Origin of the sequence: Promicromonospora sp. NPDC060271 (genome assembly GCF_042726755.1) — a bacterium.
Taxonomy (GTDB): Bacteria; Actinomycetota; Actinomycetes; order Actinomycetales; family Cellulomonadaceae; genus Promicromonospora.
Genome location: NZ_JBHXBG010000043.1, coordinates 1 through 26,080, shown reverse-complemented (window position 1 = coordinate 26,080; position 26,080 = coordinate 1). Strand labels below are relative to the sequence as shown.

General features: G+C 72.1%; 25 protein-coding genes. 10 read left to right on the top strand and 15 right to left on the bottom strand.

Annotated elements, in window-relative coordinates; genetic code table 11:
• The 4 genes from ACFWE2_RS09215 to ACFWE2_RS09200 form a co-directional block, all read left to right on the top strand.
• Window positions 1-1,754: PHP domain-containing protein (locus tag ACFWE2_RS09215; RefSeq protein ID WP_377223916.1), on the top strand; the 1,754-nt coding region annotated here is incomplete at its 5' end.
• Window positions 1,755-1,820: 66 nt separating this feature from the next.
• Entirely contained in the window at window positions 1,821-2,768 is a 948-nt protein-coding gene (locus ACFWE2_RS09210; protein ID WP_377223915.1) for a metal ABC transporter substrate-binding protein, read from the top strand.
• A complete protein-coding gene (locus tag ACFWE2_RS09205) occupies window positions 2,765-3,586 on the top strand; it encodes a metal ABC transporter ATP-binding protein (protein ID WP_377223914.1) in 822 nt (273 codons plus the stop codon). Before ACFWE2_RS09210 ends, ACFWE2_RS09205 begins: the two co-directional genes overlap by 4 nt.
• A complete protein-coding gene (locus tag ACFWE2_RS09200) occupies window positions 3,583-4,449 on the top strand; it encodes a metal ABC transporter permease (RefSeq protein WP_377223913.1) in 867 nt (288 codons plus the stop codon). Before ACFWE2_RS09205 ends, ACFWE2_RS09200 begins: the two co-directional genes overlap by 4 nt.
• Before the next feature lie 69 nt (window positions 4,450-4,518).
• Here the strand turns inward: ACFWE2_RS09200 and ACFWE2_RS09195 are convergent, their stop codons facing one another.
• From ACFWE2_RS09195 to paaA, 8 genes are all read right to left on the bottom strand, one after another.
• The gene (locus ACFWE2_RS09195; protein ID WP_377223912.1) at window positions 4,519-5,310 is read right to left on the bottom strand and encodes an enoyl-CoA hydratase/isomerase family protein; all 792 of its coding nucleotides are present in this window, start codon (window positions 5,308-5,310) and stop codon (window positions 4,519-4,521) included.
• Window positions 5,311-5,403: 93 nt separating this feature from the next.
• Window positions 5,404-6,357 carry a 3-hydroxyacyl-CoA dehydrogenase NAD-binding domain-containing protein gene (locus ACFWE2_RS09190; protein ID WP_377223911.1) on the bottom strand — a complete coding sequence of 318 codons (954 nt, stop codon included), beginning with the start codon at window positions 6,355-6,357 and terminating at the stop codon, window positions 5,404-5,406.
• Window positions 6,354-7,133, bottom strand: coding sequence for an enoyl-CoA hydratase/isomerase family protein (locus tag ACFWE2_RS09185; RefSeq protein WP_377223910.1), 780 nt, complete (start codon window positions 7,131-7,133; stop codon window positions 6,354-6,356). The genes ACFWE2_RS09190 and ACFWE2_RS09185 overlap by 4 nt, the downstream gene beginning before the upstream one ends.
• Window positions 7,134-7,181: 48 nt before the next feature.
• Window positions 7,182-8,252 carry a 1,2-phenylacetyl-CoA epoxidase subunit PaaE gene (gene paaE, locus ACFWE2_RS09180; protein ID WP_377223909.1) on the bottom strand — a complete coding sequence of 357 codons (1,071 nt, stop codon included), beginning with the start codon at window positions 8,250-8,252 and terminating at the stop codon, window positions 7,182-7,184.
• A 1-nt stretch (window position 8,253) separates the two neighbouring features.
• Window positions 8,254-8,775 (bottom strand): 1,2-phenylacetyl-CoA epoxidase subunit PaaD, encoded by a 522-nt coding sequence (gene paaD, locus ACFWE2_RS09175; RefSeq protein WP_377223908.1) that lies wholly within the window; start codon window positions 8,773-8,775, stop codon window positions 8,254-8,256.
• Window positions 8,772-9,782 carry a 1,2-phenylacetyl-CoA epoxidase subunit PaaC gene (gene paaC, locus ACFWE2_RS09170; RefSeq protein WP_377223907.1) on the bottom strand — a complete coding sequence of 337 codons (1,011 nt, stop codon included), beginning with the start codon at window positions 9,780-9,782 and terminating at the stop codon, window positions 8,772-8,774. The genes paaD and paaC overlap by 4 nt, the downstream gene beginning before the upstream one ends.
• Before the next feature lie 43 nt (window positions 9,783-9,825).
• Complete coding sequence (paaB, locus tag ACFWE2_RS09165; RefSeq protein ID WP_116675566.1) at window positions 9,826-10,122, bottom strand: 1,2-phenylacetyl-CoA epoxidase subunit PaaB; 297 nt, start codon at window positions 10,120-10,122, stop codon at window positions 9,826-9,828.
• Window positions 10,119-11,192, bottom strand: a complete 1,074-nt coding sequence (gene paaA, locus ACFWE2_RS09160) for a 1,2-phenylacetyl-CoA epoxidase subunit PaaA (RefSeq protein WP_377223906.1) — start codon at window positions 11,190-11,192, stop codon at window positions 10,119-10,121. The genes paaB and paaA overlap by 4 nt, the downstream gene beginning before the upstream one ends.
• Before the next feature lie 132 nt (window positions 11,193-11,324).
• Here paaA and paaZ point away from each other — a divergent pair, with 132 nt between their 5' ends.
• The 3 genes from paaZ to ACFWE2_RS09145 all read left to right on the top strand — a co-directional run bounded on the left by paaZ (window position 11,325) and on the right by ACFWE2_RS09145 (window position 14,605).
• A complete protein-coding gene (gene paaZ / locus ACFWE2_RS09155) occupies window positions 11,325-13,424 on the top strand; it encodes a phenylacetic acid degradation bifunctional protein PaaZ (RefSeq protein ID WP_377223905.1) in 2,100 nt (699 codons plus the stop codon).
• 130 nt (window positions 13,425-13,554) lie between these two features.
• On the top strand, window positions 13,555-14,199 hold the full coding sequence (locus tag ACFWE2_RS09150; RefSeq protein WP_377223904.1) for a TetR/AcrR family transcriptional regulator: 645 nt from the start codon (window positions 13,555-13,557) through the stop codon (window positions 14,197-14,199).
• A gap of 4 nt (window positions 14,200-14,203) precedes the next feature.
• A complete protein-coding gene (locus ACFWE2_RS09145) occupies window positions 14,204-14,605 on the top strand; it encodes a PaaI family thioesterase (RefSeq protein WP_377223903.1) in 402 nt (133 codons plus the stop codon).
• Window positions 14,606-14,880: 275 nt separating this feature from the next.
• Here the strand turns inward: ACFWE2_RS09145 and ACFWE2_RS09140 are convergent, their stop codons facing one another.
• The 4 genes from ACFWE2_RS09140 to pdhA form a co-directional block, all read right to left on the bottom strand.
• The gene (locus tag ACFWE2_RS09140) at window positions 14,881-16,998 is read right to left on the bottom strand and encodes a DUF222 domain-containing protein (RefSeq protein ID WP_377223902.1); all 2,118 of its coding nucleotides are present in this window, start codon (window positions 16,996-16,998) and stop codon (window positions 14,881-14,883) included.
• A 225-nt stretch (window positions 16,999-17,223) separates the two neighbouring features.
• The gene (locus tag ACFWE2_RS09135; protein WP_377223901.1) at window positions 17,224-18,651 is read right to left on the bottom strand and encodes a dihydrolipoamide acetyltransferase family protein; all 1,428 of its coding nucleotides are present in this window, start codon (window positions 18,649-18,651) and stop codon (window positions 17,224-17,226) included.
• Window positions 18,648-19,652: an alpha-ketoacid dehydrogenase subunit beta gene (locus ACFWE2_RS09130; RefSeq protein WP_377223900.1), complete on the bottom strand. Its 1,005-nt coding sequence runs from the start codon at window positions 19,650-19,652 to the stop codon at window positions 18,648-18,650. Before ACFWE2_RS09130 ends, ACFWE2_RS09135 begins: the two co-directional genes overlap by 4 nt.
• Window positions 19,649-20,764, bottom strand: a complete 1,116-nt coding sequence (gene pdhA / locus ACFWE2_RS09125) for a pyruvate dehydrogenase (acetyl-transferring) E1 component subunit alpha (RefSeq protein WP_377223922.1) — start codon at window positions 20,762-20,764, stop codon at window positions 19,649-19,651. The genes ACFWE2_RS09130 and pdhA overlap by 4 nt, the downstream gene beginning before the upstream one ends.
• 137 nt (window positions 20,765-20,901) lie before the next feature.
• Between pdhA and ACFWE2_RS09120 the strand changes: the two genes are divergently transcribed.
• Window positions 20,902-21,399 carry an Lrp/AsnC family transcriptional regulator gene (locus tag ACFWE2_RS09120; protein WP_377223899.1) on the top strand — a complete coding sequence of 166 codons (498 nt, stop codon included), beginning with the start codon at window positions 20,902-20,904 and terminating at the stop codon, window positions 21,397-21,399.
• 66 nt (window positions 21,400-21,465) lie between these two features.
• On the opposite strand, the gene ACFWE2_RS09115 is transcribed toward ACFWE2_RS09120, so the two are convergent.
• Both ACFWE2_RS09115 and ACFWE2_RS09110 read right to left on the bottom strand, forming a co-directional pair.
• The gene (locus tag ACFWE2_RS09115) at window positions 21,466-21,843 is read right to left on the bottom strand and encodes a YciI family protein (RefSeq protein WP_377223898.1); all 378 of its coding nucleotides are present in this window, start codon (window positions 21,841-21,843) and stop codon (window positions 21,466-21,468) included.
• A 77-nt stretch (window positions 21,844-21,920) separates the two neighbouring features.
• Window positions 21,921-22,346 carry a cupin domain-containing protein gene (locus ACFWE2_RS09110; RefSeq protein ID WP_377223897.1) on the bottom strand — a complete coding sequence of 142 codons (426 nt, stop codon included), beginning with the start codon at window positions 22,344-22,346 and terminating at the stop codon, window positions 21,921-21,923.
• Between the two features lie 85 nt (window positions 22,347-22,431).
• Between ACFWE2_RS09110 and ACFWE2_RS09105 the strand changes: the two genes are divergently transcribed.
• Both ACFWE2_RS09105 and poxB read left to right on the top strand, forming a co-directional pair.
• The gene (locus ACFWE2_RS09105) at window positions 22,432-23,451 is read left to right on the top strand and encodes an ArsR/SmtB family transcription factor (protein ID WP_377223896.1); all 1,020 of its coding nucleotides are present in this window, start codon (window positions 22,432-22,434) and stop codon (window positions 23,449-23,451) included.
• Between the two features lie 160 nt (window positions 23,452-23,611).
• Entirely contained in the window at window positions 23,612-25,345 is a 1,734-nt protein-coding gene (gene poxB / locus ACFWE2_RS09100; protein ID WP_377223895.1) for a ubiquinone-dependent pyruvate dehydrogenase, read from the top strand.
• A 2-nt stretch (window positions 25,346-25,347) separates the two neighbouring features.
• Here poxB and ACFWE2_RS09095 read toward each other — a convergent pair whose 3' ends face one another.
• The gene (locus tag ACFWE2_RS09095) at window positions 25,348-25,992 is read right to left on the bottom strand and encodes a hypothetical protein (protein WP_377223894.1); all 645 of its coding nucleotides are present in this window, start codon (window positions 25,990-25,992) and stop codon (window positions 25,348-25,350) included.
• Window positions 25,993-26,080 lie beyond the last annotated feature (88 nt).

Genomic DNA, 26,080 nt, shown 5'->3' with positions numbered 1-26,080 from the left:
GCGCAGCCCCGCCCAGCGCAGCCCCGCCCAGCGCAGCCCCGCCCAGCGCAGCCCCGCCCAGCGCAGCCCCGCCCAGCGCAGCCCCGCCCAGCGCAGCCCCGCCCAGCGCAGCTCCCCTGAGCGCCTCCCGGCGCGGCTTCCTGCTCGGGGCCGGCGCCGTCGGGGCAGGCATCGTGGCCTCCGGCGCGGCCGCGGCGGGCGCCGCCCCCGCGAGCGCCGCCACACACCGCACCCGCGAGCGCCGGGGCGGCTACGTCTGGCTCGCGGGTGACCACCACCTGCACAGCCGGTACAGCAACGACGCGATGTACCGGATCGACGACCAGGCGACCCGGGCCGTCGCCGGCGGGCTCGACTGGATAGTCATCACCGATCACGGCAACCAGTCCTTCGCGGCCCACAGCATCGCCCCGCAGCGCAAGGACATCCTCGCGGCCCGCGAGCGGCACGGCGCGGACCTGCTCGTCTTCAACGGCCTGGAGTGGAACATTCCGGGCGCCGAGCACACCACGTTCATGATGGCGCCGGGGTCACGTGAGGCCGAGGTGCTCCAGGAGCTCGTGAACAGGTACGACGCCCTGGTCGTCGGCGCACGGGACGGCACCCCGGAGAACGAGGCGCTCGCGGTCGCCGCGCTGAAGCACATCGCGGCGACGGTCCGGTCCGGACGGCTCGCCGACTCGCTGGTGCTGCCCAACCACCCGGCCCGCAAGGGCATCGACTCCCCTGGCGAGCTGCGGGCCTGGCAGGACGCGGCGCCGGACATCGTCATCGGCTTCGAGGGGGCACCCGGCCACCAGGCGGCGGGCCTGCCCGCCCCGGGGATGGCGCGGGGACGCGGGCTGTACGACGGCGGCCCCGGCACGTACTCGTTCCCCGGGTATCCCGAGGAGAGCTATCGCACCTGGGGCGGGTTCGACTGGATGACCGCCACGGTCGGCGGCGTGTGGGACAGCCTGCTGTCCGAGGGCCGGAGGTGGTGGATCACCACGACGTCGGACGGCCACCAGGGCTGCGGCGACTGGGTGAAGAACCCGGTCGACCCGCTCGACCAGACGGGCTACGACACGATCCCCTACAACGAGGACGGCGACACGTTCCAGACGACGGGCGTCTACCCGCCGCCGGTCGGCGTCGGCCGGCCGGTCGCCGAGTACAGCTCGTTCCCGCCCGGCGCGTACAACAAGACCTGGGTGGGGGCCGAGGACTTCAGCTACCGCGCGGTGATGGACGCGATGCGGGCCGGGCGCATGTGGGTCTCGTTCGGCGACCTCGTCGCCGGGCTGGACGTCCAGCTCCGGTCCAAGGCGTGGGGCGGCCACCGGCGTCGTGCCACGCTCGGCGAGGAGCTCGTGGTCGCGGCAGGGACGGAGGTGGAGCTGATCGTCACCGTCGACCTCGCCAAGAGCGTCAACTACGCGGGGCTCCTGCCCGAGCTGGCCCGCGTCGACCTGATCCGCGGCAGGGTCACCGGTCCCGTCGCGGACCGGGACGCGCTCTACGCGCCGGACACGCGGGTGATCCACTCGTGGGACACCGCGGGACGGTCGGGTTCGGTGACGCTCACCCGCTCCTTCGTTGCGGAGCACGACGGCTACGTCCGCCTGCGCGGCACGGACGGCAAGCGGAGCCAGCCGGGTTACCTGGGTGCGGACGTCGACCCGGCGGGGCCCGCGCAGGACGTCCCCGGCGCGGTCAACCCGTGGGAGGACCTGTGGTTCTACACCAACCCGATCTTCCTGCGGGTGCGCTAGCGACCGACCCAGAGTTTGGGTCTGCGAGCGCTTGTGTTCGGGTGTCCGAACTTTTAGGGTCGTGCCATGCCCAGCACTCGCCGCGCCGTCGCCGCCGTCCGCCTCGCACTGCCCATACCCATGGTCATGGCCGTGGTCGCCGGGGCCATGTCAGGGTGCGCGGCGTCGGCGCAGGGTTCGGGGTCGGACGACCGGCCGGTGGTGCTGACCACGTTCACCGTGCTCGCGGACGTCGCGCAGAACGTGGCCGGCGACCACCTGCGTGTCGAGTCGATCACCAAGGTCGGCGCGGAGATCCACGGGTACGAGCCGACGCCGCGCGACATCGCCAAGGCGTCCGAGGCCGACCTGATCCTCGACAACGGGCTCAACCTCGAGTCGTGGTTCGGGCAGTTCGTCGAGTCGGTGGACGTGCCGCACGTCGTCGTGTCCGACGGCGTGGAGCCGCTGGACATCACGGAGGACGCCTACGCGGGCAAGCCGAACCCGCACGCGTGGATGAGCCCGGTGAACGTCCAGCGCTACGTCGACAACATGGTCGACGCGTTCGCCGAGCTCGACCCGGCGCACGCCGCCGACTTCGAGGCCAACGGCGCGGCCTACCAGGCGAAGCTGCAGGAGGTGCAGGACGAGCTCGTCGCCGGGCTGTCGGCCCTGCCCGAGAACCAGCGGGCGCTGGTGACCTGCGAGGGCGCGTTCTCCTACCTCGCCCGCGACGCCGGGCTGACCGAGCAGTACATCTGGCCCGTGAACGCCGAGCAGCAGGCCACCCCGCAGCAGATCACCGCGGCCATCGAGTTCGTCAAGGCCAACGACGTCCCCGCCGTGTTCTGCGAGTCGACCGTCTCCGACAAGCCCATGCGGCAGGTGGTCGACGCGACCGGTGCGGCCTTCGGGGGCACCCTCTACGTCGACTCGCTCTCGGCGGCCGACGGGCCGGTGCCGACCTACCTCGACCTGATCCGGTACGACGCCACGACCATCGTCGACGCGCTCACCGGGAGCGCATCATGATCCCCGCGCACCCGACCCCGGCGCACCGCACCCCAGCACACCGGGCCCCAGCCGTCGAGGTGTCCGACGTCGTCGTCCGCTACGGCGAGGTCGTGGCCCTGGACGGCGTGTCGCTCCGCGTCGCCCCCGGGCGGGTGACCGGGCTCGTCGGGATGAACGGGTCGGGCAAGTCGACCCTGTTCAAGACGATCATGGGGACGGTCCGCCCCGCGGCCGGAACCGTCCTGATCGACGGCGCCGCCCCGGTCGCGGCCCGCAAGCGGGGCCTGGTCGGGTACGTGCCGCAGAGCGAGGACGTCGACTGGGCCTTCCCCGTCTCCGTCCGGGACGTCGTCATGATGGGCCGCTACGGGCGCCAGGGCCTGACCCGGCGGCCGCGGCACGCCGACCACGCCGCCGTCGCCGAGGCGCTCGAGCGCGTCGAGCTCACCGGCTACGCCGACCGGCAGATCGGGCAGCTCTCGGGCGGGCAGCGGAAGCGTGCGTTCGTCGCGCGCGGTATCGCGCAGGACGCCCGGATCCTCCTGCTGGACGAACCCTTCGCCGGCGTCGACAAACGCTCGGAGGCCACCATCGTGCGGCTGCTCAGAGAGCTCGCCGACGACGGCAGGACCGTCCTGGTCTCCACCCACGACCTGCACGCCCTCCCCCGGCTCGCGGACGAGGCGGTGCTCCTGCTGCGCAGGGTCCTGTTCCACGGCGGGGTCGCGGAGGCGCTGCGACCGGACAACCTGGCCCGCGCGTTCGGGCTGGACGTGCTCGACCGGCACTCCGACAGGGACTCCGACCGGGACCTCGACCGGGAGGGATCCGCATGAGCCTCCTCGACCTCCTGCTGGAGCCGCTGCAGTTCGACTTCATGGTCCGCGCCCTCGTGACGACGGTCATCGCCGCCGTCGTCTGCGCGCTGCTCTCGTGCTGGCTCGTGCTGGTCGGCTGGTCGCTGATGGGCGACGCCGTCTCCCACGCCGTCCTACCCGGGGTGGTGATCGCCTACGTGCTCGGTGCGCCGTTCGCGCTCGGCGCCCTCGTGTTCGGGTTCCTCGCCGTCGCCCTGATCGGCGCGATCCGGGGCACGAGCCGGGTCAAGGAGGACGCGGCCATCGGGATCGTGTTCACCACCCTCTTCGCGCTCGGCCTCGTCCTCATCTCCGTCACGCCGAGCAACACGGACCTGAACCACATCATCTTCGGCAACATCCTCGGCGTCTCGAACCCGGACCTCGTCCAGATCGCCGTCCTGGCCACTATCGCGTTCGTGATCCTGGTCCTCAAGCGCCGTGACCTGACGCTGTACGCGTTCGACCCCATGCACGCCCACGCGATAGGGCTCTCGCCCCGGTTCCTCGGCGCCCTGCTGCTCGGGCTGCTCGCCCTGACCGCCGTCGTCGCCCTCCAGGTGGTCGGCGTGATCCTGGTCGTGGCGATGCTGATCATCCCCGGCGCCACCGCGCACCTGCTCACCGACCGGTTCGGACGCATGCTCGTGATCGCCCCCGTGCTGTCGGCGGCCTGCTCGGTCGTGGGCATCTACCTCAGCTACTGGCTCGACGCCGCCTCGGGCGGGCTCGTCGTCCTCGTGCAGGGTGCCGCGTTCCTGCTGGTCTACCTGTTCAGCCCGCGCCACGGCCTGATCAGCAGGCTGCCCGCGGCCCGACAGCGGACCGCCGTCGCGAGCTGAGCACGCGCAGCGGGGCGGCCTCGCAGTACGTCGCCCGGCTCGCGAGTCCGGTCCGTTGCCGCCGCCCCCTCACCGACCCGTGAAGACCGGCGTCTCCCGGTTCAGGAACGAGGCGACGGCGTCCGCGTGGTCGCGCGTCGCGCCGCACGCGAGCTGTCCGAGCGCCTCGGCCTCGAGCGCCTCGTCGAGACTGAGGCCCGGTGCGTGCCCGATCAGGCGCTTGCTCTGCGCGAACGCGGCGGTCGGCCCGGCGGCGAGCTGTCTGGCGAGGTCGACGGCCCTGGGGAGCACGTCCTCTGCGCTCACCGTCTCGCCGGAGATGCCCCAGGCGATGGCCTCCTCGGCGGTGAAGGTGCGCCCGAACAGCATCAGCTCCTTCGCCCGGGCGTCCCCCACCGCACGCGGCAGCGTGACCGACAGCCCCGTGTCGAAGGTCAGCCCGATCCCGGCGAAGGCGGTCGCCAGCTTGACGCCGGCCGCGAAGACCCGGTGGTCGCACGCCAGCGCGAGGCCGAGCCCCGCGCCGACGCAGGTGCCGCCCACCGCGGCGATCACCGGTTTGGGCATGGTCAGCAGGTTCCGGACGATGGGCGTGTAATGCTCACGGACCGTCGCGAACGCCGCCTCCGCACCGTCCTCCAGGGCCTTCGCGTGCTCGCCGAGATCCTGGCCCAGGCAGAACGCCCTGGCCGACCCCGTGAGCACCACCGCGCGGACCTGGTCGTCGGCCGCGATGTCCGCCACGGCGTCGCGCAGCAGCACCTTGGCCGCGGAGGTCAGCGCGTTGCGGTGCTCGGGGTCGTCCAGCGTGATCGTCGCCACCGCGTCCCTGCGGTCGACGACGACGGGGGTATCGCTCATGGCCACTCCTCCAAGTTTGCGGTCCGAACCTGCACGAACGTGTCAGACGCAGGGGTCACCCCGGTGACCTGTGGGTCTGACACGTCGATGGCGTCACCAGGTGTAGAAACCCTTGCCGGTCTTGCGGCCCAGCTCACCGGCCGCGACCTTGTCCCGGAGCACCCGCGGCGGCGCGAACCGCGGCCCCAGTTCCCGTTCGAGGTGTTCGGCGATGCTCAGCCGTACGTCGAGCCCGACGATATCGGTCGTGCGCAGCGGGCCCACCGGATGCCGGTAGCCCAGGGTCATCGCCGTGTCGATGTCGGCGGCGTCGGCCACGCCCTCCTCCAGCATGCGCATCGCCTCCAGCGCGATCGCCACACCGAGCCGGCTGCTGGCGAAGCCCGGCGAGTCCCTGACCGTGATCGCCGTCCTGCCCAGGCCGGCGACCCAGCCCCGGGCCGACTCGACCAGGCCGGGCGCGGTCCGCCGTCCGACCACCACCTCGACCAGGGCGCTCACCGGGACGGGGTTGAAGAAGTGCAGGCCGACCAGCCGCGACGGGTCGGGCAGAGCCTCCGCCAGGACATCGATCGACAGGGAGCTCGTGTTGCTGCCGATCATCGCGCCGGGTGCAGCCGCTGCGATCCGCCGCAGCACGTCGTGCTTGAGGTCGACCAGCTCGGGCACCGCCTCGACGACGAGCGCGCAGCCGGCCAGGGCCGCTGCGTCGGTCACCACCTCGAACGTGCCCGCCGGCCGCGCGCCCCCGGCCTCCCCTGCGCCCTTGGCCGCCGCCTTGGCGAGGCTCGCCTCGATCCGCTCGCGGGCCGCCCGGGCCGACGCCGCGTCGCTCTCGATCACGGTGACGGCCGCCCCGGCGACCGTGAACGCGTGCGCGATCCCGCCGCCCATCCGGCCGCCGCCGTACACACCCACCGTCTCGGGCACGGTCCGCGGGACGACGTCGGCGGCGCCGGGCGTGCCGGCCGTGCCGGGAGTGCCGGCCGTGCCGGGAGCGCCGGCCCTGCCCGGGGCGCCCTGGGTGCTTGCGGTCTCCGCGGTCATCGCTGCTCCTTGCGGCTTCCAGGGCGGCTTCCAGGGCGGCTTCCAGGGCGACGTTCGAGGAAGGCGGTCATCCGGTCCGTCTTCTCCTGGGTCTCGAACAGCACCGCCTGCGCTATGTCGTCGACCAGCGGGTGCGCGTCCCGCGGCGCGTCAAGGACCGACTTGGTGAGCCGCACGGCGACCGGCGCCTGGGCGGTGATGCGGTCGGCGAGCCGGTGCCCGGCCGGTTCGAGGTCGCCGGCGTCGACCACCTCGCTCAGCAGGCGCACCGCGAGCGCCTCCTGGGCGTCGAGCACGCGGCCGGCCAGCAGCACCTCCTTGGCGAGGGGTTCGCCGACGAGCTCCTTGAGCCGCCAGGCCGCGCCGGCCGCCGCGAGGATCCCGAAGCCCGGCTCGGGGTTGCCGATCTTCGTCGCGGGGGTGCCGATCCGGAAGTCGCACGCGTACGCGAGCTCCGCGCCGCCCCCGAGCGCGTACCCGTCGACGAGCGCGATCACCGGCATCGGCAGCTTCCGGACGCGTTCGAAGACGCCGGAGTTGATCCCGGCGAGCGCGTCGTCGCGCCGTCGTTCGCGGAGCTGGGCGATGTCCGCCCCGGCCGCGAAGGTGCCGCCTGCACCGATCAGGAGCGCCACCCGCGGCACGGCCTCCAGCGCGGCGCACGCGGCGTGCAGGGCGTCGACCATCGCCCGGTCGATCGCGTTGCGGACCTCCGGCCGGTTCAGCCGCAGGACCACCCGGTCGTCGTGCTCCTCGACCAGCAGCGGCGCGGTCATGCGTCGAAGCCTGTCATGCGTCGAAGCCTGTCATGCGTCGCAGCCCGTTCATGCGTCGAAGTCCACGGTGACCTCGTCGCTGACCGGGTACGTCTGGCAGGTCAGCACGAACCCCGCGGCGACCTCCTCCGGTTCGAGCGCGTAGTTGCGCACCATGTCGACCTCGCCCGCGCGGACCTTCGCGCGGCAGGTGCCGCAGACCCCGCCCTTGCACGCGAAGGGCAGGTCGGCGCGGATCTCCTGCGCTGCGTCGAGGAGCCGTTCGTCCTGCGGCATGGCACTGGTCGTCGACCGGCCGTCGAGGATCACCGTCACCTCGCTCGTCGCGCCGTCCACCACCCGGTCCGGATGCCGCAGCTCGGGCGGGGGCTCGTCGACCCAGAAGAGCTCGGAGTGCACCCGCTCGGCGGGGACGCCGAGCTCCGCCAGCACCGCGCGGGCCTCGGTGAGCATGCCGAACGGCCCGCAGAGCCACACATGGTCCATGCCGCCGACGGGCACGACGAGGGTGAGCAGGTCGCGCAGCCGGTCGCCGTCGAGCCGGCCGGAGAACAGCTCGACGTCGCGCGGCTCCCTGGACAGCACGTGGACCAGGTCGAGCCGGTCGTGGTGGGCGTCCTTGAGGTCGGCGAGCTCCTCCGCGAACATCACGGAGCTGGTCGTGCGGTTGCCGTACAGCAGCGTCACCCGGGCGTCGGGGTTGCGGAGCACCGTTGCCATGATCGAGAGCATCGGCGTGATGCCAGAACCCGCCGCTATGCACAGGTGCCGCCCGCCCTCGGCGGGGTCGGCCCGGAAGCTGCCGCTCGGGGGCAGCACCTCCACCCGGTCGCCGGGACGCACCTCCCGCACCAGCCACGTCGAGAACAGCCCGTCCGGAACCTCGCGGACGCCGATCCGCGGCGCGCTGCCCGCCGGCGCGCAGATGGAGTAGCTGCGGCGCTGCTCGACGCCTGCGACGGTGCGCCGCAGCGTCAGCGACTGGCCGGCGGCGAAGTCGAACACGTCCCGCAGCTCGTCGGGCAGGCCGAACGTCACGGCGGCCGCGTCATCGGTGAGCTGCTCGACGTCGGTCACGGTGAGCGTGTGGAACGTGGCGGTGCGGGACGTCGTAGTCACGTCAGATCTCCTTCACGTGCTCGAACGGCTCGAGGCAGGCCCGGCAGCGGTACAGCGCCTTGCAGGCGGTGGAGCCGAACTCCGAGCCGACCTGGACGTCGTCCGACCCGCACCGCGGGCAGCGGACGGCACGCCGCGTGGGCGTGAGCCGCAGCGGCACCGGTCCGGACCGCCGCTGAGCCGGCCCGGGCGGCGAGATCCCGGCGGCGGCGAGCGCCGCCCGCCCGGCGGGCGTGATCCAGTCGGTGGTCCAGGCGGGTTCGAGGACCACCCGTACGCGCGCGTCGGCGAAACCGGCGGCGCGCAGCTCGCGCACGAGGTCGTCACGCATCGCCGCCATGGCGGGGCAGCCGGAGTAGGTCGGCGTGATCGCGGCGACGACGGCGCCGTCCGCGCCGACGGTGACCTCGCGCAGGACCCCGAGGTCGGCCAGCGTGAGCATCGGCAGCTCCGGGTCGACGACGGCGGAGGCCGCGTCCCGCGCCCGTGCGAGCGCGCGGTCCTGGTCGAGGGCAGTGCTCACCACTGCCCCCTGGGGTGTGCCCGGGCGACCACCTGCATCTCGGCGAGCAGCTCGGCGAGGGCCTCGGTGTGCTGGCCGTCGCGGCCCCGCGAGTCAGCCGGCTGGTCCGACCACGGCGCTGACTCGGCGTCTCCGGTACGGCGGGTCAGCGCCGCGGTCGCCTCGCCGCTGTCCTGCCCGCCGGAGGGCCGGTCGACGCCGCTCGCCGTGAGCACCTGGTCGAGCACCGCCTCGACGTCGGCGGCGACGCCCGCCGGGTCGACGCCGACGCCGGACAGCGCGGCCGCCCGTTCGACGTCGTGCGTCTCGAAGAGTTCCGACCAGTACGGCCAGAGCTCGTCGAGCCCGGCGAGCAGCCGCCGTCGCGACTCCTCGGTGCCGCGGGCCAGGGTCAGGAACCAGCGCCCGGCGAAGTCGCGGTGATAGGTCAGCTCCTTGACGCCCTTGGCGGCCACGGCGGCGAGCACGGCGTCGCGGCTCTGAGACAGCGGGTCAGACAGCCGGTCAAGGAGCGCCAGGCGCCACGCGGAGAACAGCAGGATCCGGACGACGGTCTGCGCGAAGTCACCGCCCGGCACCTCCACGAGCCGCACGTTGCGGAACTGCTCCGCGTCGCGAAAGAACGCCAGCCGGTCCTCGTCCGGGACGGGCGAGCCGTCGGGCAGCGCCGGCACCTGCGCACCGTCGGCGGCGGCCGCCCGCGCGAGCAGCAGCCGCGCCTGGCCGAGCAGGTCGAGCGCGATGTTGGCCAGCGCGATGTCCTCCTCGAGGTCCGGCGCGTTGCTGCACCACTCCGCCAGCCGCTGGGACAGCACCAGGGCGTCGTCGCCGAGCATCAGGCAGTAGGTCGCCAGCGTCGCGGGGTCCACGCCGTCGGGTACCGTGGTGTCCACGCCGGCGAGCGGGTCCTCGAAGTCGGTCCCGAAGGCCCAGTGGGCGTCGTTGACGAGCAGCCCCGAGTAGGCGCTGTCGTGGTCGTCGGGCTCGTGCGTCCGGACGTCAGGCATGTCGTGCTCTCCCTACAGGTGCTGGGGCCCACGGGTACGGGACCTACATGTGCGGGACGTCGGCCGGGATCTCGTAGAACGTCGGGTGCCGGTAGACCTTGTCCCCGCTGGGCGCGAAGAGCGGGTCCTTCTCGTCCGGGCTGGACGCCGTGATGGCGGACGAACGGACCACCCAGATGCTCACGCCCTCGTTGCGACGCGTGTAGACGTCGCGGGCGTGGCGCAGGGCGAGCTGGTCGTCCGGCGCGTGCAGCGACCCGACGTGCACGTGGTTCAGTCCGCGCTTGCCGCGCACGAACACCTCGTAGAGCGGCCACTCGCCGCTGACCTGGTTGCTCATACCGTCGCCTTCTCGTCGTCGGGGCCGCCGTCGGGACCGCCGTCCCGACCGTCGTCAGGACCGTCGTCAGGGCCGCCGTCAGGGCCGCCGTCAGGACCGCCGTCGCGCGCCGCGAAGGCGAGCGCCGCCTCGCGGACCCAGGCGCCGTCGTCCCAGGCCTTCTTGCGGTGCGCCACGCGCTGGGCGTTGCACGGGCCGTTCCCCTTGACGACCTCCCAGAACTCGGCCCAGTCCGGCTGCCCGAAGTCGTGCGCGCCGCGCTCCTCGTTCCAGACCAGGTCGGGGTCGGGCAGGGTCACCCCGAGCGCCTTCGCCTGCGGCACGGTCATGTCGACGAAGCGCTGGCGCAGCTCGTCGTTGGTGTGCGTCTTGACGCCCCACGCCATGGACTGCGCGGTGTTGGGCGAGGCGTCGTCCGGCGGGCCGAACATCATCAGCGAGGGCCACCAGAACCGGTCCACCGACTCCTGGACCATGGCCCGCTGCTCGTCGGTGCCGCGCATCATCGTCGTCAGCAGCTCGTAGCCCTGCCGCTGATGGAAGGACTCCTCCTTGCAGATGCGGATCATGGCCCGCCCGTAGGGGCCGAACGAGGTGCGGCACAGGGGCACCTGGTTGCAGATCGCCGCGCCGTCGACGAGCCACCCGATGGTGCCCATGTCCGCGTACGAGAGCGTCGGGTAGTTGAAGATCGAGGAGTACTTCTGCCTGCCGCTGATCAGCATCTCGGTGAGCTCCTGGCGCGAGACCCCGAGCGTCTCCGCCGCCGAGTAGAGGTAGAGGCCGTGGCCCGCCTCGTCCTGCACCTTGGCGAGCAGGATCGCCTTGCGCCGCAGCGACGGCGCGCGGCCGATCCAGCCGCCCTCGGGCTGCATGCCGATGATCTCGGAGTGGGCGTGCTGGGCGACCTGACGCACGAGCGTCCTGCGGTAGGCGTCGGGCATCCAGTCGCGGGGCTCGATGCGGTCCTTGCGGTCGATCACTGCCCGGAAGCGCGCCTCGAGCTGGGCCTCACTCTCAGGCTCCGCCTCTGGCCCGGTCTGCGGCTCGGGCTCGGCGACTACCGGCATGGGCACCTCCAGGGCGCGGCTGCGACTATTTACTGACCGATCGTTCTGTACTAGATTGACACAGCCGCAGCGGGTTGCACAACGGCCCGGGCAGACCGATGCCGATCACTGCCGATCGGTCGATCCGAGGGGATGCGCACAGTGAGCACAGAGCCGGTGAGCACAGAGACACTGAGCACGCAGACAGTGAGCACACAGCTCGAGAGCTACGTCGCGGGCCGCTGGTTCCGCGGGACGGACGACGGCGAACCGGTGCTGGACGCCGTGACCGGGCAGGAGGTCACCCGCGTCTCGAGCCACGGCCTCGACTTCGCGGCGCTGGTCGCCCACGCCCGCGACGTCGGCGGTCCCGCCGTCCGGCAGCTGACGTTCCACGAGCGCGCGACGCTGCTCAAGGAGCTCGCCCTGCACCTTGGCGGGTTCAAGGACGACTTCTACGCGCTCTCGCTCCGCACGGGCGCGACCCGGCGCGACTCGATGGTCGACGTCGACGGCGGCATCGGCACGCTGTTCAGCTTCGCGAGCAAGGGCAAGCGTGAGCTCCCGGACGACACGGTGGTGCTCGACGGCGCGCTCGAACCGCTCGGCAGGGGCGGCACCTTCGTGGGCCAGCACCTGTACACCTCGCGCCCCGGCGTCGCCGTGCAGATCAACGCCTTCAACTTCCCCGTGTGGGGCATGCTCGAGAAGCTCGCGCCCGCGTTCCTCGCGGGCCTGCCCAGCATCGTCAAGCCCGGCAGCCAGACGGCGTACGTCACCGAGGCGGTGGTCCGGCGGATCATCGCCTCCGGCATCCTGCCGGAGGGCAGCCTGCAGCTCGTCTGCGGCAGCGCGGGCACGCTGCTGGACGAGCTCGGCGAGCAGGACGCCGTCGCGTTCACCGGCTCGGCGCACACGGCCGCGATCCTGCGTGAGCACCCGGCGGTGCTGCACCGCGGCGTCCGCCTCGGCGTCGAGGCCGACTCGCTGAACTGCTCGATCCTCGGCCCCGACGTGACGGTGGAGGACCCGGAGTTCGACCTGTTCGTCAAGGGCGTCGTCACCGAGATGACGGTCAAGGCCGGCCAGAAGTGCACGGCGATCCGGCGCGTCATCGTCCCGGAACCGCTCGCCGACGCCGTCGTCGAGGCGATCAGCGCGCGCCTGGACCGGATCACGGTCGGCGACCCGGCGGACGAACGCGTCCGGATGGGCGCGCTCGCGAGCCTCGGCCAGCGCGACGAGGTGCGCAAGGCCATCGAGGCGCTGCGCACCTCGGCCGACATCGTGTACGGCGACCCGGCGCACGTCGACGTCGTGGGCGCCGACGCCGAACGCGGGGCCTTCCTCTCCCCCGTCCTGCTCCGGGCCCGCCCCGGCGCGGCGGAGCCGCACGAGGTCGAGCCGTTCGGGCCGGTCGCCACGGTGCTCACCTTCGGGACCGTCGAGGAGGCCGTCGACCTGGCCGCCCGCGGCCACGGCAGCCTGGTGGCGTCGCTCGCCACCCACGACCCGCAGGTCGCGCGGGACGTGGCCCGCGGGCTCGCCCCCTGGCACGGCCGGCTGCTGATCCTCGACCGCGACGACGCCGCCGAGTCGACCGGCCACGGCAGCCCGCTGCCGATGCTCGTGCACGGCGGCCCGGGCCGCGCCGGCGGCGGTGAGGAGCTGGGCGGTGTGCGCGCCGTCCTGCACCACATGCAGCGTACGGCGATCCAGGGCTCCCCCGACATGCTCACCGCGGTCACCGGCCGGTGGACCACGGGCTCACGACGCCTGCTCGACGGCGTGCACCCGTTCCGCAAGTCGCTGGCCGAGCTGCGTGTCGGCGACACCATAGAGACGGCGACACGGACGGTCACGCTCGACGACATCAACCACTTCGCGGAGTTCACCGGCGACACGTTCTACGCGCACACGGACCCGGAGGCCGCGGCGGCGAACCCGTTCTTCGGCGGCATCGTCGCGCACGGCTACCTCGTGGTGTCCCTGGCCGCCGGACTGTTCGTGGACCCGGACCCGGGTCCGGTGCTGGCCAACTTCGGCGTCGACAGCCTGCGGTTCCTCACCCCCGTCAAGGTGGACGACACCATCCGGGTGAGCCTGACCGTCAAGCAGATCACGCCGCGCACCTCCGCCGACTACGGCGAGGTGCGCTGGGACGCGACGGTCACCAATCAGGACGACGCACTGGTGGCGACCTACGACGTGCTGACGCTGGTCGCGAAGACCGCCCACCGGACCGATCACTGACGACCGAAGGGTGGCCCCAGCACACCGCACGCCTTCGTCGGCAGGTCGCGTGCGGTGGCAGTGTGCCGGGGCCGCCTCCCTGGCCACCCATCCGGCCTCCGGCCGGCCTCTCGTCTGGGACGATGACGCCATGACCACAGATGCGACGTCGGCGGACGCGCCCGCCCGCCGTCCGCGGGGGCGGCCGGGTCACGACCGCGAGGCGGTGCTCCGGACGGCGATCACACTCTTCAACCAGCGCGGGTACGACGCGACGTCGATCAGCGACCTGGCGGCCGAGCTGGGTGTCACCAAGTCGGCGGTGTATCACCACTTCGTCAGCAAGGAGGCGCTGCTCGCGGCGGCCCTCGACGAGGCGCTGGAGGGGCTGAGCGAGGCGGTCGAGACGGCGTCGGTCGCGACGGACGGCGAGCCCAGCTCCATCCGCCTGCGGACCACCGTCGAGGCGGCCGTACGCATCCTCGCCGACAACCTGCCGGCCGTCACGCTGCTGCTGCGCGTCCGCGGCAACAGCGACGTGGAGCGTTCGGCGATGGAACGACGCAGGCACATCGACGAACGCCTCGCCGTGCTCGTCCGGCAGTCCGCCGCGGAGGGCGACCTGCGCGACGACATCGACCCCGAGGTCATCAGCCGGCTCGTCTTCGGCATGGTCAACTCCCTCGCCGACTGGTACCGGCCCGGCGGGCCGCTGCCCGCCGACGCGCTCGCCCGCACCATCTCGAGCGTGCTCTTCGAGGGCCTGGGTCCGGCGCGGGACGGCGTCGTACGGTGACGGCATGACAGCGACGAAGCCCTGGACGATCACGCTGGGCGCGCTCGACGAGAAGCTGGGCATCCGCGTGCTGGAGCAGTCGGCGCAGCGGGTGGTCGCCACCATGCCGGTGGCGGGCAACACCCAGTCGCTCGGCCGCCTGCACGGCGGCGCGACGGCAGCGTTCGCGGAGGCGCTGGGATCCTGGTGCGCGCTGATCCACGCGAGCACGGTGGGCAAGGTGTGCGCGGGCGTGGACCTGAACATCACCCATCACCGGGGCGCCACGGACGGGATCCTGACCGGCACGGCGACGCCGATCCACCTCGGCCGGACGACCACGTCCCACGAGATCGTCGTGACGGACGACCAGGACCGTCGCATCTGCACGGCCCGCATCACCAACCAGCTGATCGAGCCGCGCTGACGCGGTTCGGGTCGCACTGCTGACGGGTCTGAGTTTCGTCGAGCTCGTCGTCAGCCGCCCGCTGTTCCGGCCGGTCTGCGCGGCAAGACGGACCTGCCACGGGCTGAGTCGCCGAGCTCGCCCACCGGGACCGCGATGGTCCGCGGGTCGGTGAGCGGAAGGAGGGAGCGTGGGAGCCCGGCGCCCGGCAGCGTGGGAGCCCGGCGGGCCGGAAGCGTGGGAGCCCGGCGTCCAGCTCGGTGTCGAGTGGCTGTCGCGCTGGTCAAGCCGGTGAACTAGCCGGCGAGCCGGGACTGCCGGGTGAGGTGGACTGGCGGGCTCGGAAGTCCGATCAGGCGGTTCGGGTCCCGCCAGGCTCGACCGGCCGGGCGCTCGGCTTCGGTTAGTGGTGGCGGCTCGGTGGTCTGGTCGGTGCCCGGTGGGAGTGGGGCGTCGATGGGTTCGGGTAGGCGGATGCGGTGCCCGCGGGCGTCGGTGAACGCCCACCCGGTCTCCAACAGCGCACCGGCCGGGGTGCCGGCCGTGTTGGTGCCGGTGTTGGTGGTGTTGGTGGGCTTGCCGGTCCAGTGCATGGTGATGCCCTTGGCATCGACGAGCTGGTGGTGGTACCAGCACAGCAACGCACTGTTGGCCACGGAGGTGTTTCCGCCGTCGGCCCAGTGGGTGATCGCGTGATGGACCTCGCACCGGGACGGTGGCTGGTCACACCCTGGCCAGACGCAGTGCTGGTCTCTCGCGATGACGGCGCGACGCATCTGCCCGGACACGGTGCGTTGGGCGCGTCCGACGTCGAGGACGGCGCCGTCGGGTCCGAACACGATCCGGGTCACCGCACTGTGACAGGCCAGGCGGCGTATCAGTGCGCGGGGAGCGCGTTCACCGGTCTCGGTGAACACCGGCCCACCCGGGGTCAGGAACCCGGTCACTGTCCCGGGCAGCGGGGTGTCCGTGGTACTCCAGCCACCCAGACCACCGGTCGGACTACCGGTTGGGGTTCCGGTTGGGGTTCCGGTTGGGGTTCCGGTTGGGGTTCCGGTTGGGGTTGCGGCTGGGCTGCCGCCCGGACTGCCGGTCGGGCTACCGGCTGGACCACTGGCCGGGCTACCGGCTGGGGTTCCAACTGGGCTTCCAGTCGGGCTTCCGGTCGGGCTTGCGACCGCTGGGCCCGTGCTCACTGAATCGGTGCTCACCGCGCCTGCACCAACGCCCGCACCCGTGTTGGTGCTGTCCCCAGCGCCCGTGTCAGTGCCAGTGCCAGTGCCAGTGCTGGTGCCCGCGATGTTGGGGCCGGTGCCCGTCCGGTTGCCGCGACCAGGTCGCGCCTGTCCGCAGGACAGGCACAGCCCGTCCCGGGTCCGGGTGACCTGAGTGACGAACTCGTTCCACGACACCGTGACGTTCAGGTGCGGTGCGATCAACGCTCCTGGGGAAGCCTGGTTCGTGTCCAGGACCACGCGGGCCACGTCCGCGAGGGCTTGTGCGCGACGCTGCGTCGTGGTGCGAGTGTCGTCCGCGGACGGTGCACCGAGGACCGCGTTGAGGGCGGTGGTGAGTTGCAGGCCGTGCTCGTCGGTGAGGAACCCGGCCACGTGGTACCCGCCGAACGTCTTGGCGAGGTCGAAGAACTCGCCTCGGGCGGCTTTGTCGTCGTCGAGGTCGTCGGTGTCGGGGTCGGTGATGGTCGCGAACCGGCGCGCGACCTTCCGAAACTGGTCCGCGTTCAACACATTGGCTTCCCGCAGGACTACGCCTTCACCGGTGGTCAGGGTGCCGTCCGTGACCGCGTCCTCCAACACCTGGGTGACTAGTTCTCGGGTGTGGGTGCCGTCGGGGTCGTCTACGGGGTCGGGGAAGTCGACCGGCACACTCTGCACGAACTCTTCCGGTGTCGTGGTGTGGCCGGTGCGGGTATCGATCAACCACGCCAGTGCGTCGGTACGGGTCTCGCTGGTGGGTGCGACCTCCGTCATCACCCTCGCGTGGTCGGCCCCGAGGGTGCCGGCGACCAGGCGCTCCCGCGTCACGGGCAGTGCGGTCGCCAGGCGACGCGCGATCGTCATGTCCTTACCCGCCGTGGACGCGGACACACCTTCGCGCAGGCGGAGCCAGGTCGTGAACGTGCGGGCCGAGCCACCGGCCCGCCAGGAACCCTCGTTCTCAATCCGGGGCAGCAGCGTGTACCGGACCCCGTCCAACCGGCCGGTGATCCGGCGGATGCGGGTGTGTGCGTCGGCCAGGCGACTGATGCTCGGGGCATCCCACCCGGTCAGGACCTCGGGGTCGGTCAGCGCGGTCAGTTGCCCGGTCGCCGTCTCGAGCAGGGCCAGCACGTCCTCGATCGAGGCCGCAGCAGGCAGGCCACCAGCAGGCATGCTGTCCGTCGTCTGCTCCACGATGCCCACCCCCGCCCGTCCTGATCGCCCGCTCTAGCTCTCACTCCTTCACTGCACCTATTATCTCGAACATTCGTACGTTCCGCTCGCTGGATTTCAAATCTGTGGATAACCCTTCAGCGCAACAGATGGACCTGGCCAACCCGTGAACCATCCCGACGCCCCGCCGAGACCAACAGCCCACACCGACCGCACCACCAACCACCACAACTCAACAGCACACCGTCAGAGCCGGACGATCGCCGCGGCGGGATCCTCGATGGCGTCGGCGATGGAGCGCATGAAGCCTGCCGCCGTCCCGCCGTCGCAGACCCGGTGGTCGAAGACGAAGGACATCTGCGCGATCTTGCGCGGCACGATCTCGCCGTCGACCACCCACGGGCGGTCGATGATGCGGCCGAGACCCAGCATCGCGACCTGCGGGTGGTTGATGATCGCCGCGCTGCCGTCGACCCGGAACCCGCCGTAGTTGTTCAGCGTGAACGTGCCCGCGGTGAGCTCCTCGGTGGTCACCTTGCCTGTGCGGGCGCGGGCGACGAGGTCGCGGAGGGCCACGTCGAGCTCGGTGGTGGTCATCGAGCCGGCGTCGAGCAACGCGGGGACGACCAGCCCGTGCTGCCCCTGTACGGCGACGCCGAGGTTGATGACGCCGGGCATGACGATCTCGTCGCGCTCCGTGTCCAGTCTGGAGTTGAGCACCGGGTACTCCTTGAGTCCGGCGACGACGAACCGCGCCACATAGGCGAGCAGACCCGGCCCCGGATCGCCGGGAGCCCGGGCGGCCTCGCGCAGGTTCCAGAGCCCGGTCGCGTCGACGTCGACCCAGACCGTCGCCTCGGGAATCTCCGCGCGGCTCCGCGACAGCACCTTGGCGGCCGTCTTCTGGAAGCCGCTGAGCGGGATGCGCCGCTCCCCGCGGGCTCCGTCCGCAGCGGGAGCGCTCGGCCCGACGGCGGCCGGCGCCTGCGCCTGCGCCTGCGCCTGCGCTGAAACCGACACCGGCGTCTGCCGCACCCGCTCGATGGCGGTCCACACGTCGGACCTGGTGACGACGCCGCCCGCCCCGGTCGGCGCGATCGCGCGCAGGTCCAGCCCCGCTTCACGGGCGAGCCGCCGGACGATGGGCGAGACCACCTTCACCGGGCCGGCGGCCGAGGTCCCGGCGCCGTGCGAGGTCGCGGCACCGGCCGAAGCAGCGGCAATGACCGAGGGCCCAGCAACGGCCGGAACAACGGCACCAAGAGCCGCCGTCGACCGGGCGGCGCGTGGCCGCCGCCGTCGGCCCGAACCGGGATGCGCGGAGGTCCCGTACCCGATGAGCACGTTGCCGGAGCCCGCCCGCTCTTCCTCACGGTAGGTCTCGGCGGCCACCCCCGCGTCACCGGTGACGGCAGCAGCCCCGGCGACGCCGATCGTGATCAGCGGCCTGCCCACCTCGACGAGCTCCCCCTCGGCGGCGTGGAGCACCACTACCCGGCCCGCGTACGGACTGGGCACCTCGACGACGGACTTGGCCGTCTCGACCTCCACGACGGGCTGGTCCACCGTGACGACGTCACCCTCTGCGACGAGCCACTGCACCACCGAGGCTTCGGTCAGCCCCTCGCCCAGGTCGGGCAGCAGGAAGGTCTGCTCCGTCGTGGTGGTGGTCATGCGTCCTCCCACTGGAGGTCGTCGACGGCGTCGAGGATCCGGTCGACCGACGGCAGCTGGAGGTGCTCGAGCTTGGGCGGCGGGTACGGGATGTCGAACCCGGTCACGCGCCGCACCGGCGCCGACAGCGAGTGGAAGCAGCGTTCGCTCACCCGGGCCGCGATCTCGGACGCGACGCTCGCGAAGCCTGCGGCCTCTGCGACGACGACGGCACGGCCCGTCGACTCGACGGCCGCGCAGACCGTTGCGTCGTCGAACGGCACGATCGAGCGCAGGTCGACGACCTGCAGGCTGCGACCCTCGCGCGCGGCCTCCTCGGCGGCCTCCAGGGCGACCGGCACGGCAGGCCCGTAGGCGATGAGGGTCGCGTCGGTGCCCTGGCGCCGGACCACCGCCGTGCCGATGCCGGGCTTGTGGTCGCGGCCCAGGGCGACGTCGCCCTTCGCCCAGTAGAGCTTCTTCGGCTCGAGGAAGACCACCGGGTCGGGCGAGGAGATCGCCTCGCGCAGCAGCGCGTAGGCGTCCGAGGGGTTCGACGGCGCGACGACGTGCAGGCCCGGCGTGTGCGCGTAGTACGACTCGGACGAGTCGCAGTGGTGCTCGACCCCGCCGATACCGCCCGCGTACGGGACCCGGATGACCAGCGGCAGCTCGACGCGGCCGCGCGTGCGGTTCCGCATCTTGGCGACGTGGCTCACCACCTGCTCGAAGGCGGGATAGGCGAAGGCGTCGAACTGCATCTCGATCACGGGACGCATGCCGTTCATGGCCAGGCCGACGGCGAAGCCCGCGATACCGGCCTCCGCGAGCGGGGTGTCGAAGCAGCGGTCCTCACCGAACGTCGCGGTGAGGCCGTCGGTGACCCGGAACACGCCGCCCAGCAGGCCGACGTCCTCGCCGAGCACGAGCACCGACGGGTCCTCGGCCATCGCGTCGTGCAACGCCCGGTTGATCGCCTGCGCAGTGCTCAGCGTCTCGTGTGCGACGGCGGTGGTGGTCATCGGTGGGCCTCCACCCGGTCGGACGCGTCACTAGGTTCGGTTCGGCTCGACTGCTCCCGGCTCAGCTCGTCGTGCACGACGGCGAGCTGCTCAACGAGCTGCGGCGTCGGGCGCGAGTACACGAAGCGGAACAGGTCGTCGGGGTCGGGCTCGACGTCCCGGTTCATGCCGTCCCGGGTGCGCCGGGCGACCTCCTCGGCGGCCTCGGTGAGCGCCGCGGCGCCGGCGTCGTCGAGGATGCCCTCGGCGCGGAGGTAGGCCTCGAGCCGGACCAGCGGATCCTTGGCCGCCCACGCCGTGACCTCGTCGTCGGTGCGGTAGCGGGTGGCGTCGTCGGCATTGGTGTGGGCCTGGACCCGGTAGGTGCGCCCCTCGACGAGCTGGGGTCCCTCCCCCGCGCGGGCCCGCGCCACGGCTCCGGACAGGACGTCGAGGAGGGCGGCGAGATCGTTGCCGTCCACCTGCTCCCCGGGGATGCCGTAGCCGACGCCCTTGTGCGCCAGCGACGGAGCGGCCGACTGCCTGGCCAGCGGCACCGAGATCGCGTACTGGTTGTTCTGGACGAAGAAGACGACCGGCGCGTGGAAGACGGCGGCGAAGTTCAGTGCCTCGTGGAAGTCACCCTCGCTCGTGGCGCCGTCGCCGCACATCGCCAGCACGACGGTGCGCTCCCCGCGCAGCCGGGCCGCGTGCGCCACCCCGACGGCGTGCGGGAGCTGCGTGGCGAGCGGCGTCGTCAGGGGTCCGACGCGCAGCTCGTAGGGGTCGTACCCCGAGTGCCAGTCGCCCTTGAGCAGGCCGAGCACCTCGACCGGGTCGCCCCCGCGCGCGACGACGGCCGCGGTGTCGCGGTAGGTCGGGAAGAGCCAGTCCTCGCGGTCGAGCACCTGCGCGGCGGCGACCTGGCACGCCTCCTGGCCGTGAGAGGAGGGGTAGACGGCAAGGCGTCCCTGCCGGACGAGGGCGCTGGCCTGGTCGTTGAACCGGCGGGCCGCGACCATGCCTGCCAGGCCCCGGAGCAGCTCGTCCGCCGCGGGCAGGTGCGCGGCGCCCGCGGCCGTCGGACGACCGTCCGGACCGAGCAGCATGACCGGCGTCCTCGACGGCAACATGCGATCCACGTCACTTGTCATAGAGATATACTCGTCAAGGTTCTATTCGGAATCCATCAACGGCGAGGATCCGAGAAGCCGTCCAGCAATGTGCGGGTAATGCGATCCAAATGTCCAGCAGCGAAGGGGCTGAGGGCGTGGCTGCGAGACAAGTGGCACCAGGCCTCGACGACGTCGATCAGCGCATCGTCGACGAGCTCCGGCACGACGGCCGGATGTCCATGCGTTCGCTGGCCGAGAAGCTGCACATCTCGCGGGCCAACGCCTACGCCCGGGTGCAGCGGCTCGAGTCCAGCGGGGTCATCCGCGGGTACAGCGCGGACATCGACCCGGTGCTCGCGGGGCTCGGCACGTCGGCCTACGTCACGGTCAACCTGGAGCAGGCGGAGTGGCGTTCGGTCCGCGAGGAGCTGCGCACCCTGCGCGGCGTCGACCACATCGGGCTGGTCGGCGGGGAGTTCGACCTCGTCCTGCTCGTCCGCGCCCGGGACAACGCCGACCTGCGGCACCTGATCCTGGACCAGATCCAGGGCATGAAGGGCATCCTGAACACGCACACGCTGCTGGTGTTCGAGGAGCCGATCCCCGCGGGCCCGGCCCCGGTCGCCCCGCCCCCAGACCCACAACGCCGTTGAGTGCTGGGTATTCGCCCCCGCAGGTCCTTCTCGAGGGCAGATACCCAGCACTCAACGGGACGGTGGTTACTGGTCCGGGGCCTCCTGGAGGGCGCGGACCTCGATGCGGGACTGCAGGGCGGCGGAGGCCTTCTCGGCCCAGCCGAGCGCGGTCTCCTCGTCCGCGACGTCGATGATCCAGAAGCCGCCCACGTACTCGGGCGCCTCCACGAACGGACCAGGGACGCGCTCCACGTCGCCACCCGAGGCGTTGACGGTGATCGCCGTCGACGGCGGCTGCAGGCCGCCCGCCGCGACGAGCGCCCCGGACTCGGTCAGCGCGGTGTTGAAGGCGCCGACGGCGGCGAACACCGCCTCCAGCTCGGCTGGATCCATCTCCTGCATCGACTCCATCGTCGGCTCCTCCGCACTGTCGTGCGGAAGGGTCAGGAAGTACTGGGTCATGGGACTGCTCCGTTCTGGTCGAGCTGACTTGTGGTCTGACTATCGGTGCCGTGGACGAGACGAGACAAGGAAACTCATCAGTCCTCGGAGGCGTTCTCCTGGATCATCACGGCGGAGGCGTGGATGCAGACGATCCGGAGCGTCCCGGTGCCGGTGTTGGTGAAGCGGTGCCAGGTGTCGGCGGGCGCCACGGCGGTGTCGCCGGCCCGGGCCACGAACGTCCTGTCGCCGACGACGATGGTCGCCTCGCCCTCCAGCACCGACCAGGTCTCGTCGTAGGGGTGCCGGTGCAGGCCCGGACCCTGCCCGGGGTCCGAGGTGACGAGGAAGAACGACACGTTCGACCCGTACCGGGCGCCCTCGAACCGGAGGGTGCGGCTCTCGCCGATGCGGAGGTCGTCGGCGGGGATCGCCACGGGAGCGGTGGCGGCGGCAGTGGCGGCGGCAGTGGCGGTGGTGGTGGTGGCGGTGGCGGTGGTGGTGGCGGCTGCGGAGCTGTTCATGATGGGTACTTCCTCTCGGGTGAAGACTGCGTCCTGATGAGCCCCACTCTCCGCCGCCCGCGCACCCACTGACTACGCTTTCGACGTGGATCGAAAGTTCGTCGAGTTCCGGCTCGGCTCCAGCGACATCTCAGCGGTGCGGTTCGGCATCTCCCCAGGCCACGAGCTCGTGCACGCCGTGCGCACCATCCTTCGCCCGCAGAGCGCACCCCTGCACTGGGGCTGGTTCCGGAGCGTCCAGGCGAGCGTCCAGGCCGGAATCCAGGGCAGCGGCAGACCACCCAGCGAGGCCTTCCGCCTGATGGCGGTCATCAGCGGCGTCGAGGGCTACATGCCCGACTTCCTCACCGCCACGCCGTCGGGCGACATGACTCCCGAGGAGGAGGCCGAACGGCTGCGTGAGGTCCCCGACGAACGGCTCCGGTTCGACCTCGAGAAGATGGTGCTCCGCTCGACCGGCGCCCGGCAGCAGGAGATCCGCGACCTGATCGCGGCACCGGACCACGCCCGGAAGGTGATCGTCGAGGCCTGGCAGGAGGTCTGGGACACGCTGCTCGCGCCCGTCTGGCCGCAGATGCTCCGCCTGCTGCGGGCCGACATCGGCGTCCGCGCGCGCCGCAGCAGCGACACCGGCCTCGCGGACATGGCCTCCACCCTGCACTCCACGGTGACCTGGGCCGACGAGATCGTGCGCGTCCAGATGACGCGGCACGAGGAGGTCGTCGACTGCGGCGGCACCGGCCTGGTGCTCGTCCCGTCGGTCATGATGGCGACCCGCGGCTGCGCCGTCCTGACCGAACGTCCCGCCCAACCGACGATCTTCTACCCGGCCCACGGAGTGTCCGAGACCTGGCACCGCGACGGCGCGGACGCCCTCGCCGCACTGTCCGCCCTGCTCGGACCGGCCCGCGCCCGCCTGGTCCTCGAGCTCCAGCAGCCCTTGTCGACCTCCGAGTGCGCGGCACTGACCGAGCTCGCGGTGTCGACGGCGTCGCACCACCTCACCGTCCTGCGGGACGCGGGCCTGATCGACAGCCGCCGCAACGGTGTCCGCGTCCTGCACACCCGCACCCCGCTGGGCGAGGCGCTCGCGGGCATCGGCTGACCCGCGGTCCGGGGTCCGCGGCCTGGGCGTCCGCGGTCCGGTTGCAGCGCGCTTGGCACACTTTTCTGCATGGTCCGACCCGACATGAAGAAGCGGGTCATCGCCGGTAACGTCGCACGGGCAGCGCAACAGACCGAGGCGGACCCAGGGGGCGCACGTCATGACCAATGTCGCTGACACGATCGTCGAGATCATCAAGGATGCGGGCGTCGAGCGGGTCTACGGCCTGCCCGGCGACTCGCTGAACGGCTTCACCGACGCCATCCGGACCAGCGACGGCGTCGCCTGGCAGCACGTGCGGCACGAGGAGGCTGCAGCCTTCGCCGCGGCCGCCGAGGCCGCGCTGACCGGCGAGCTGGCCGTCTGCGCCGGGAGCTGCGGGCCGGGCAACCTGCACCTGATCAACGGGCTCTTCGACGCCAACCGCAGCCGGGTGCCGGTGCTCGCGATCGCCGCGCAGATCCCGGGAGCCGAGATCGGCAGCAACTACTTCCAGGAGACGCACCCGCAGGACCTGTTCCGGGAGTGCAGCGTCTACACCGAGCTGGTGAGCCTGCCGGAGCAGCTACCGCGCGTGCTCGAGATCGCCATGCGGACGGCGGTCGAGAAGCGCGGTGTCGCCGTCGTCGTCATCCCCGGCGAGATCTTCCTCGCCGAGAGCACGGGCCGCAGGAAGTCGGCGCCGATCCGGGCGGCACAGAGTGTCGTCCGCCCGCGCGACGCCGAGCTGCGGCGGGCCGCCGACATCCTGAACGCGGCGAAGAAGGTGACGATCCTGGGCGGCGCGGGCACGGAGGGCGCCCACGAGCGGGTGGTCGCCCTCGCCGGGCGGCTCGGGGCACCGGTGGTGCACGCGCTGCGCGGCAAGGAGTTCCTCGAGTACGACAACCCGTACGACGTCGGCATGACCGGCCTGCTGGGCTTCTCCTCGGGCTACCGCGCCATGGAGAGCTGCGACGCGCTGCTCATGCTCGGCACCGACTTCCCCTACCAGCAGTTCTACCCGGCGGGGGCGAAGATCGTGCAGGTCGACCTCCGGGGCGAACAGCTCGGGCGGCGCACGCCGATCGACGTCGGGCTGGTGGGCGACGTCGGCGACACCATCGACGCGCTGCTGCCGCTGCTCGACGAGCACACCCACCGCAAGCACCTCGACTCCGCCCTCAAGCACTACGCGAGGACGCGCAAGGACCTCGACGACCTCGCCGACAACGACCGCAACCGCGAACCGATCCACCCGCAGTACGTCGCGCGCCTGGTGAGCGAGCTGGCGAGCGAGGACGCGGTGTTCATCCCGGACGTCGGCTCCCCCGTCGTCTGGGCGGCCCGGTACCTGACGATGAACGGCAGGCGCCGCCTGATCGGATCGTTCAGCCACGGCACGATGGCGAACGCCCTGCCGCACGCCATCGGCGCCCAGTCGGCGTTCCCCGGGCGGCAGGTGATCGCCCTGTCGGGCGACGGCGGCCTCGCGATGCTCCTCGGTGAGCTGCTGACCGTCCGGCAGAACAAGCTGCCCGTGAAGATCGTGGTGTTCAACAACTCCTCCCTCAACTTCGTCGAGGTGGAGATGAAGGCGGCCGGCTTCGTGAACTTCGGCACGCAGCTCGACAACCCGAGCTTCGCCGACGTCGCGAACGCGATGGGCATCCACGGCCAGCGGGTGGAGCGGCCCGACGACCTCGAGGGCGCGCTGCGGGCCGCGTTCGACCACGACGGCCCGGCGCTGGTCGACGTCGTCACGGCCCAGCAGGAGCTGTCGATCCCGCCGGCGATCACCGCCCAGCAGGTCAAGGGCTTCACGCTGTACGCGATCCGCACGATCCTGTCGGGGCGCGGCGACGAGCTCGTCGACCTGGCCGACACCAACGTGTTCCGGCGGCTGTTCGACTGAGCTCAGTGGTCGCCGTGCGCCTCGCCCTCGGCGTTCATGCCCGAGTGCAGCGGCAGGAACGCGTGCAGGTGACCGCGGTCCGCCTCGATGTGCTGCAGGTCGAGCTGGACCGCGGCCACCGCCCACGCGTCCACCGCACGCGTGCGCAGGTCGCCGGCGACGTCGTACAGCCGTGCCGAGTCGTCCGTCGCGTCCGGCCCGCCGTCCGCCGCCGCCAGCTCGAGGACGTCGAGCGTGTCGCCCAGCAGCCGGGTCGAGAGCATCAGCCCGTTGCGCACGATGTTGTGCTCGGACGAGCCGGTCGGCAGCGCCTCCATCTCCGCGGTCACCTCGTCGACGGCGGCGCGCCACTCGTCCAGCTCCGCCGACGTCGGCGGCGTCGCGCCGTCCTCGGACCCGCCGCCGACAGGCAGCGTCTCGTACAGCCCGTCCATCACGGGCAGGAGCCGCTCCTGGGCGGAGACCGCGACCTCGCCGGCCGCCGCCAGGTTCTCGACGGCCCGCTCCGCCTCCGCGGCCTCCAGCTCCGCCACGCGGGCGGGGTCGACGTCGAACCCGCCCGCCGGCGGCGCCTCGCCCTCCCACGGGCGCAGCACCATCAGCACCAGCAGGGCCACGGCGGCAGCCGCCAGCACGGCTGCCGCCACGACACCCCACCCCGGCCGCGGTGGCTTTTAAACAAATCCGAGCCCAAGAGAAAATGCGTTATCTCGGGTGGGGGGTTGTGGGTGTATA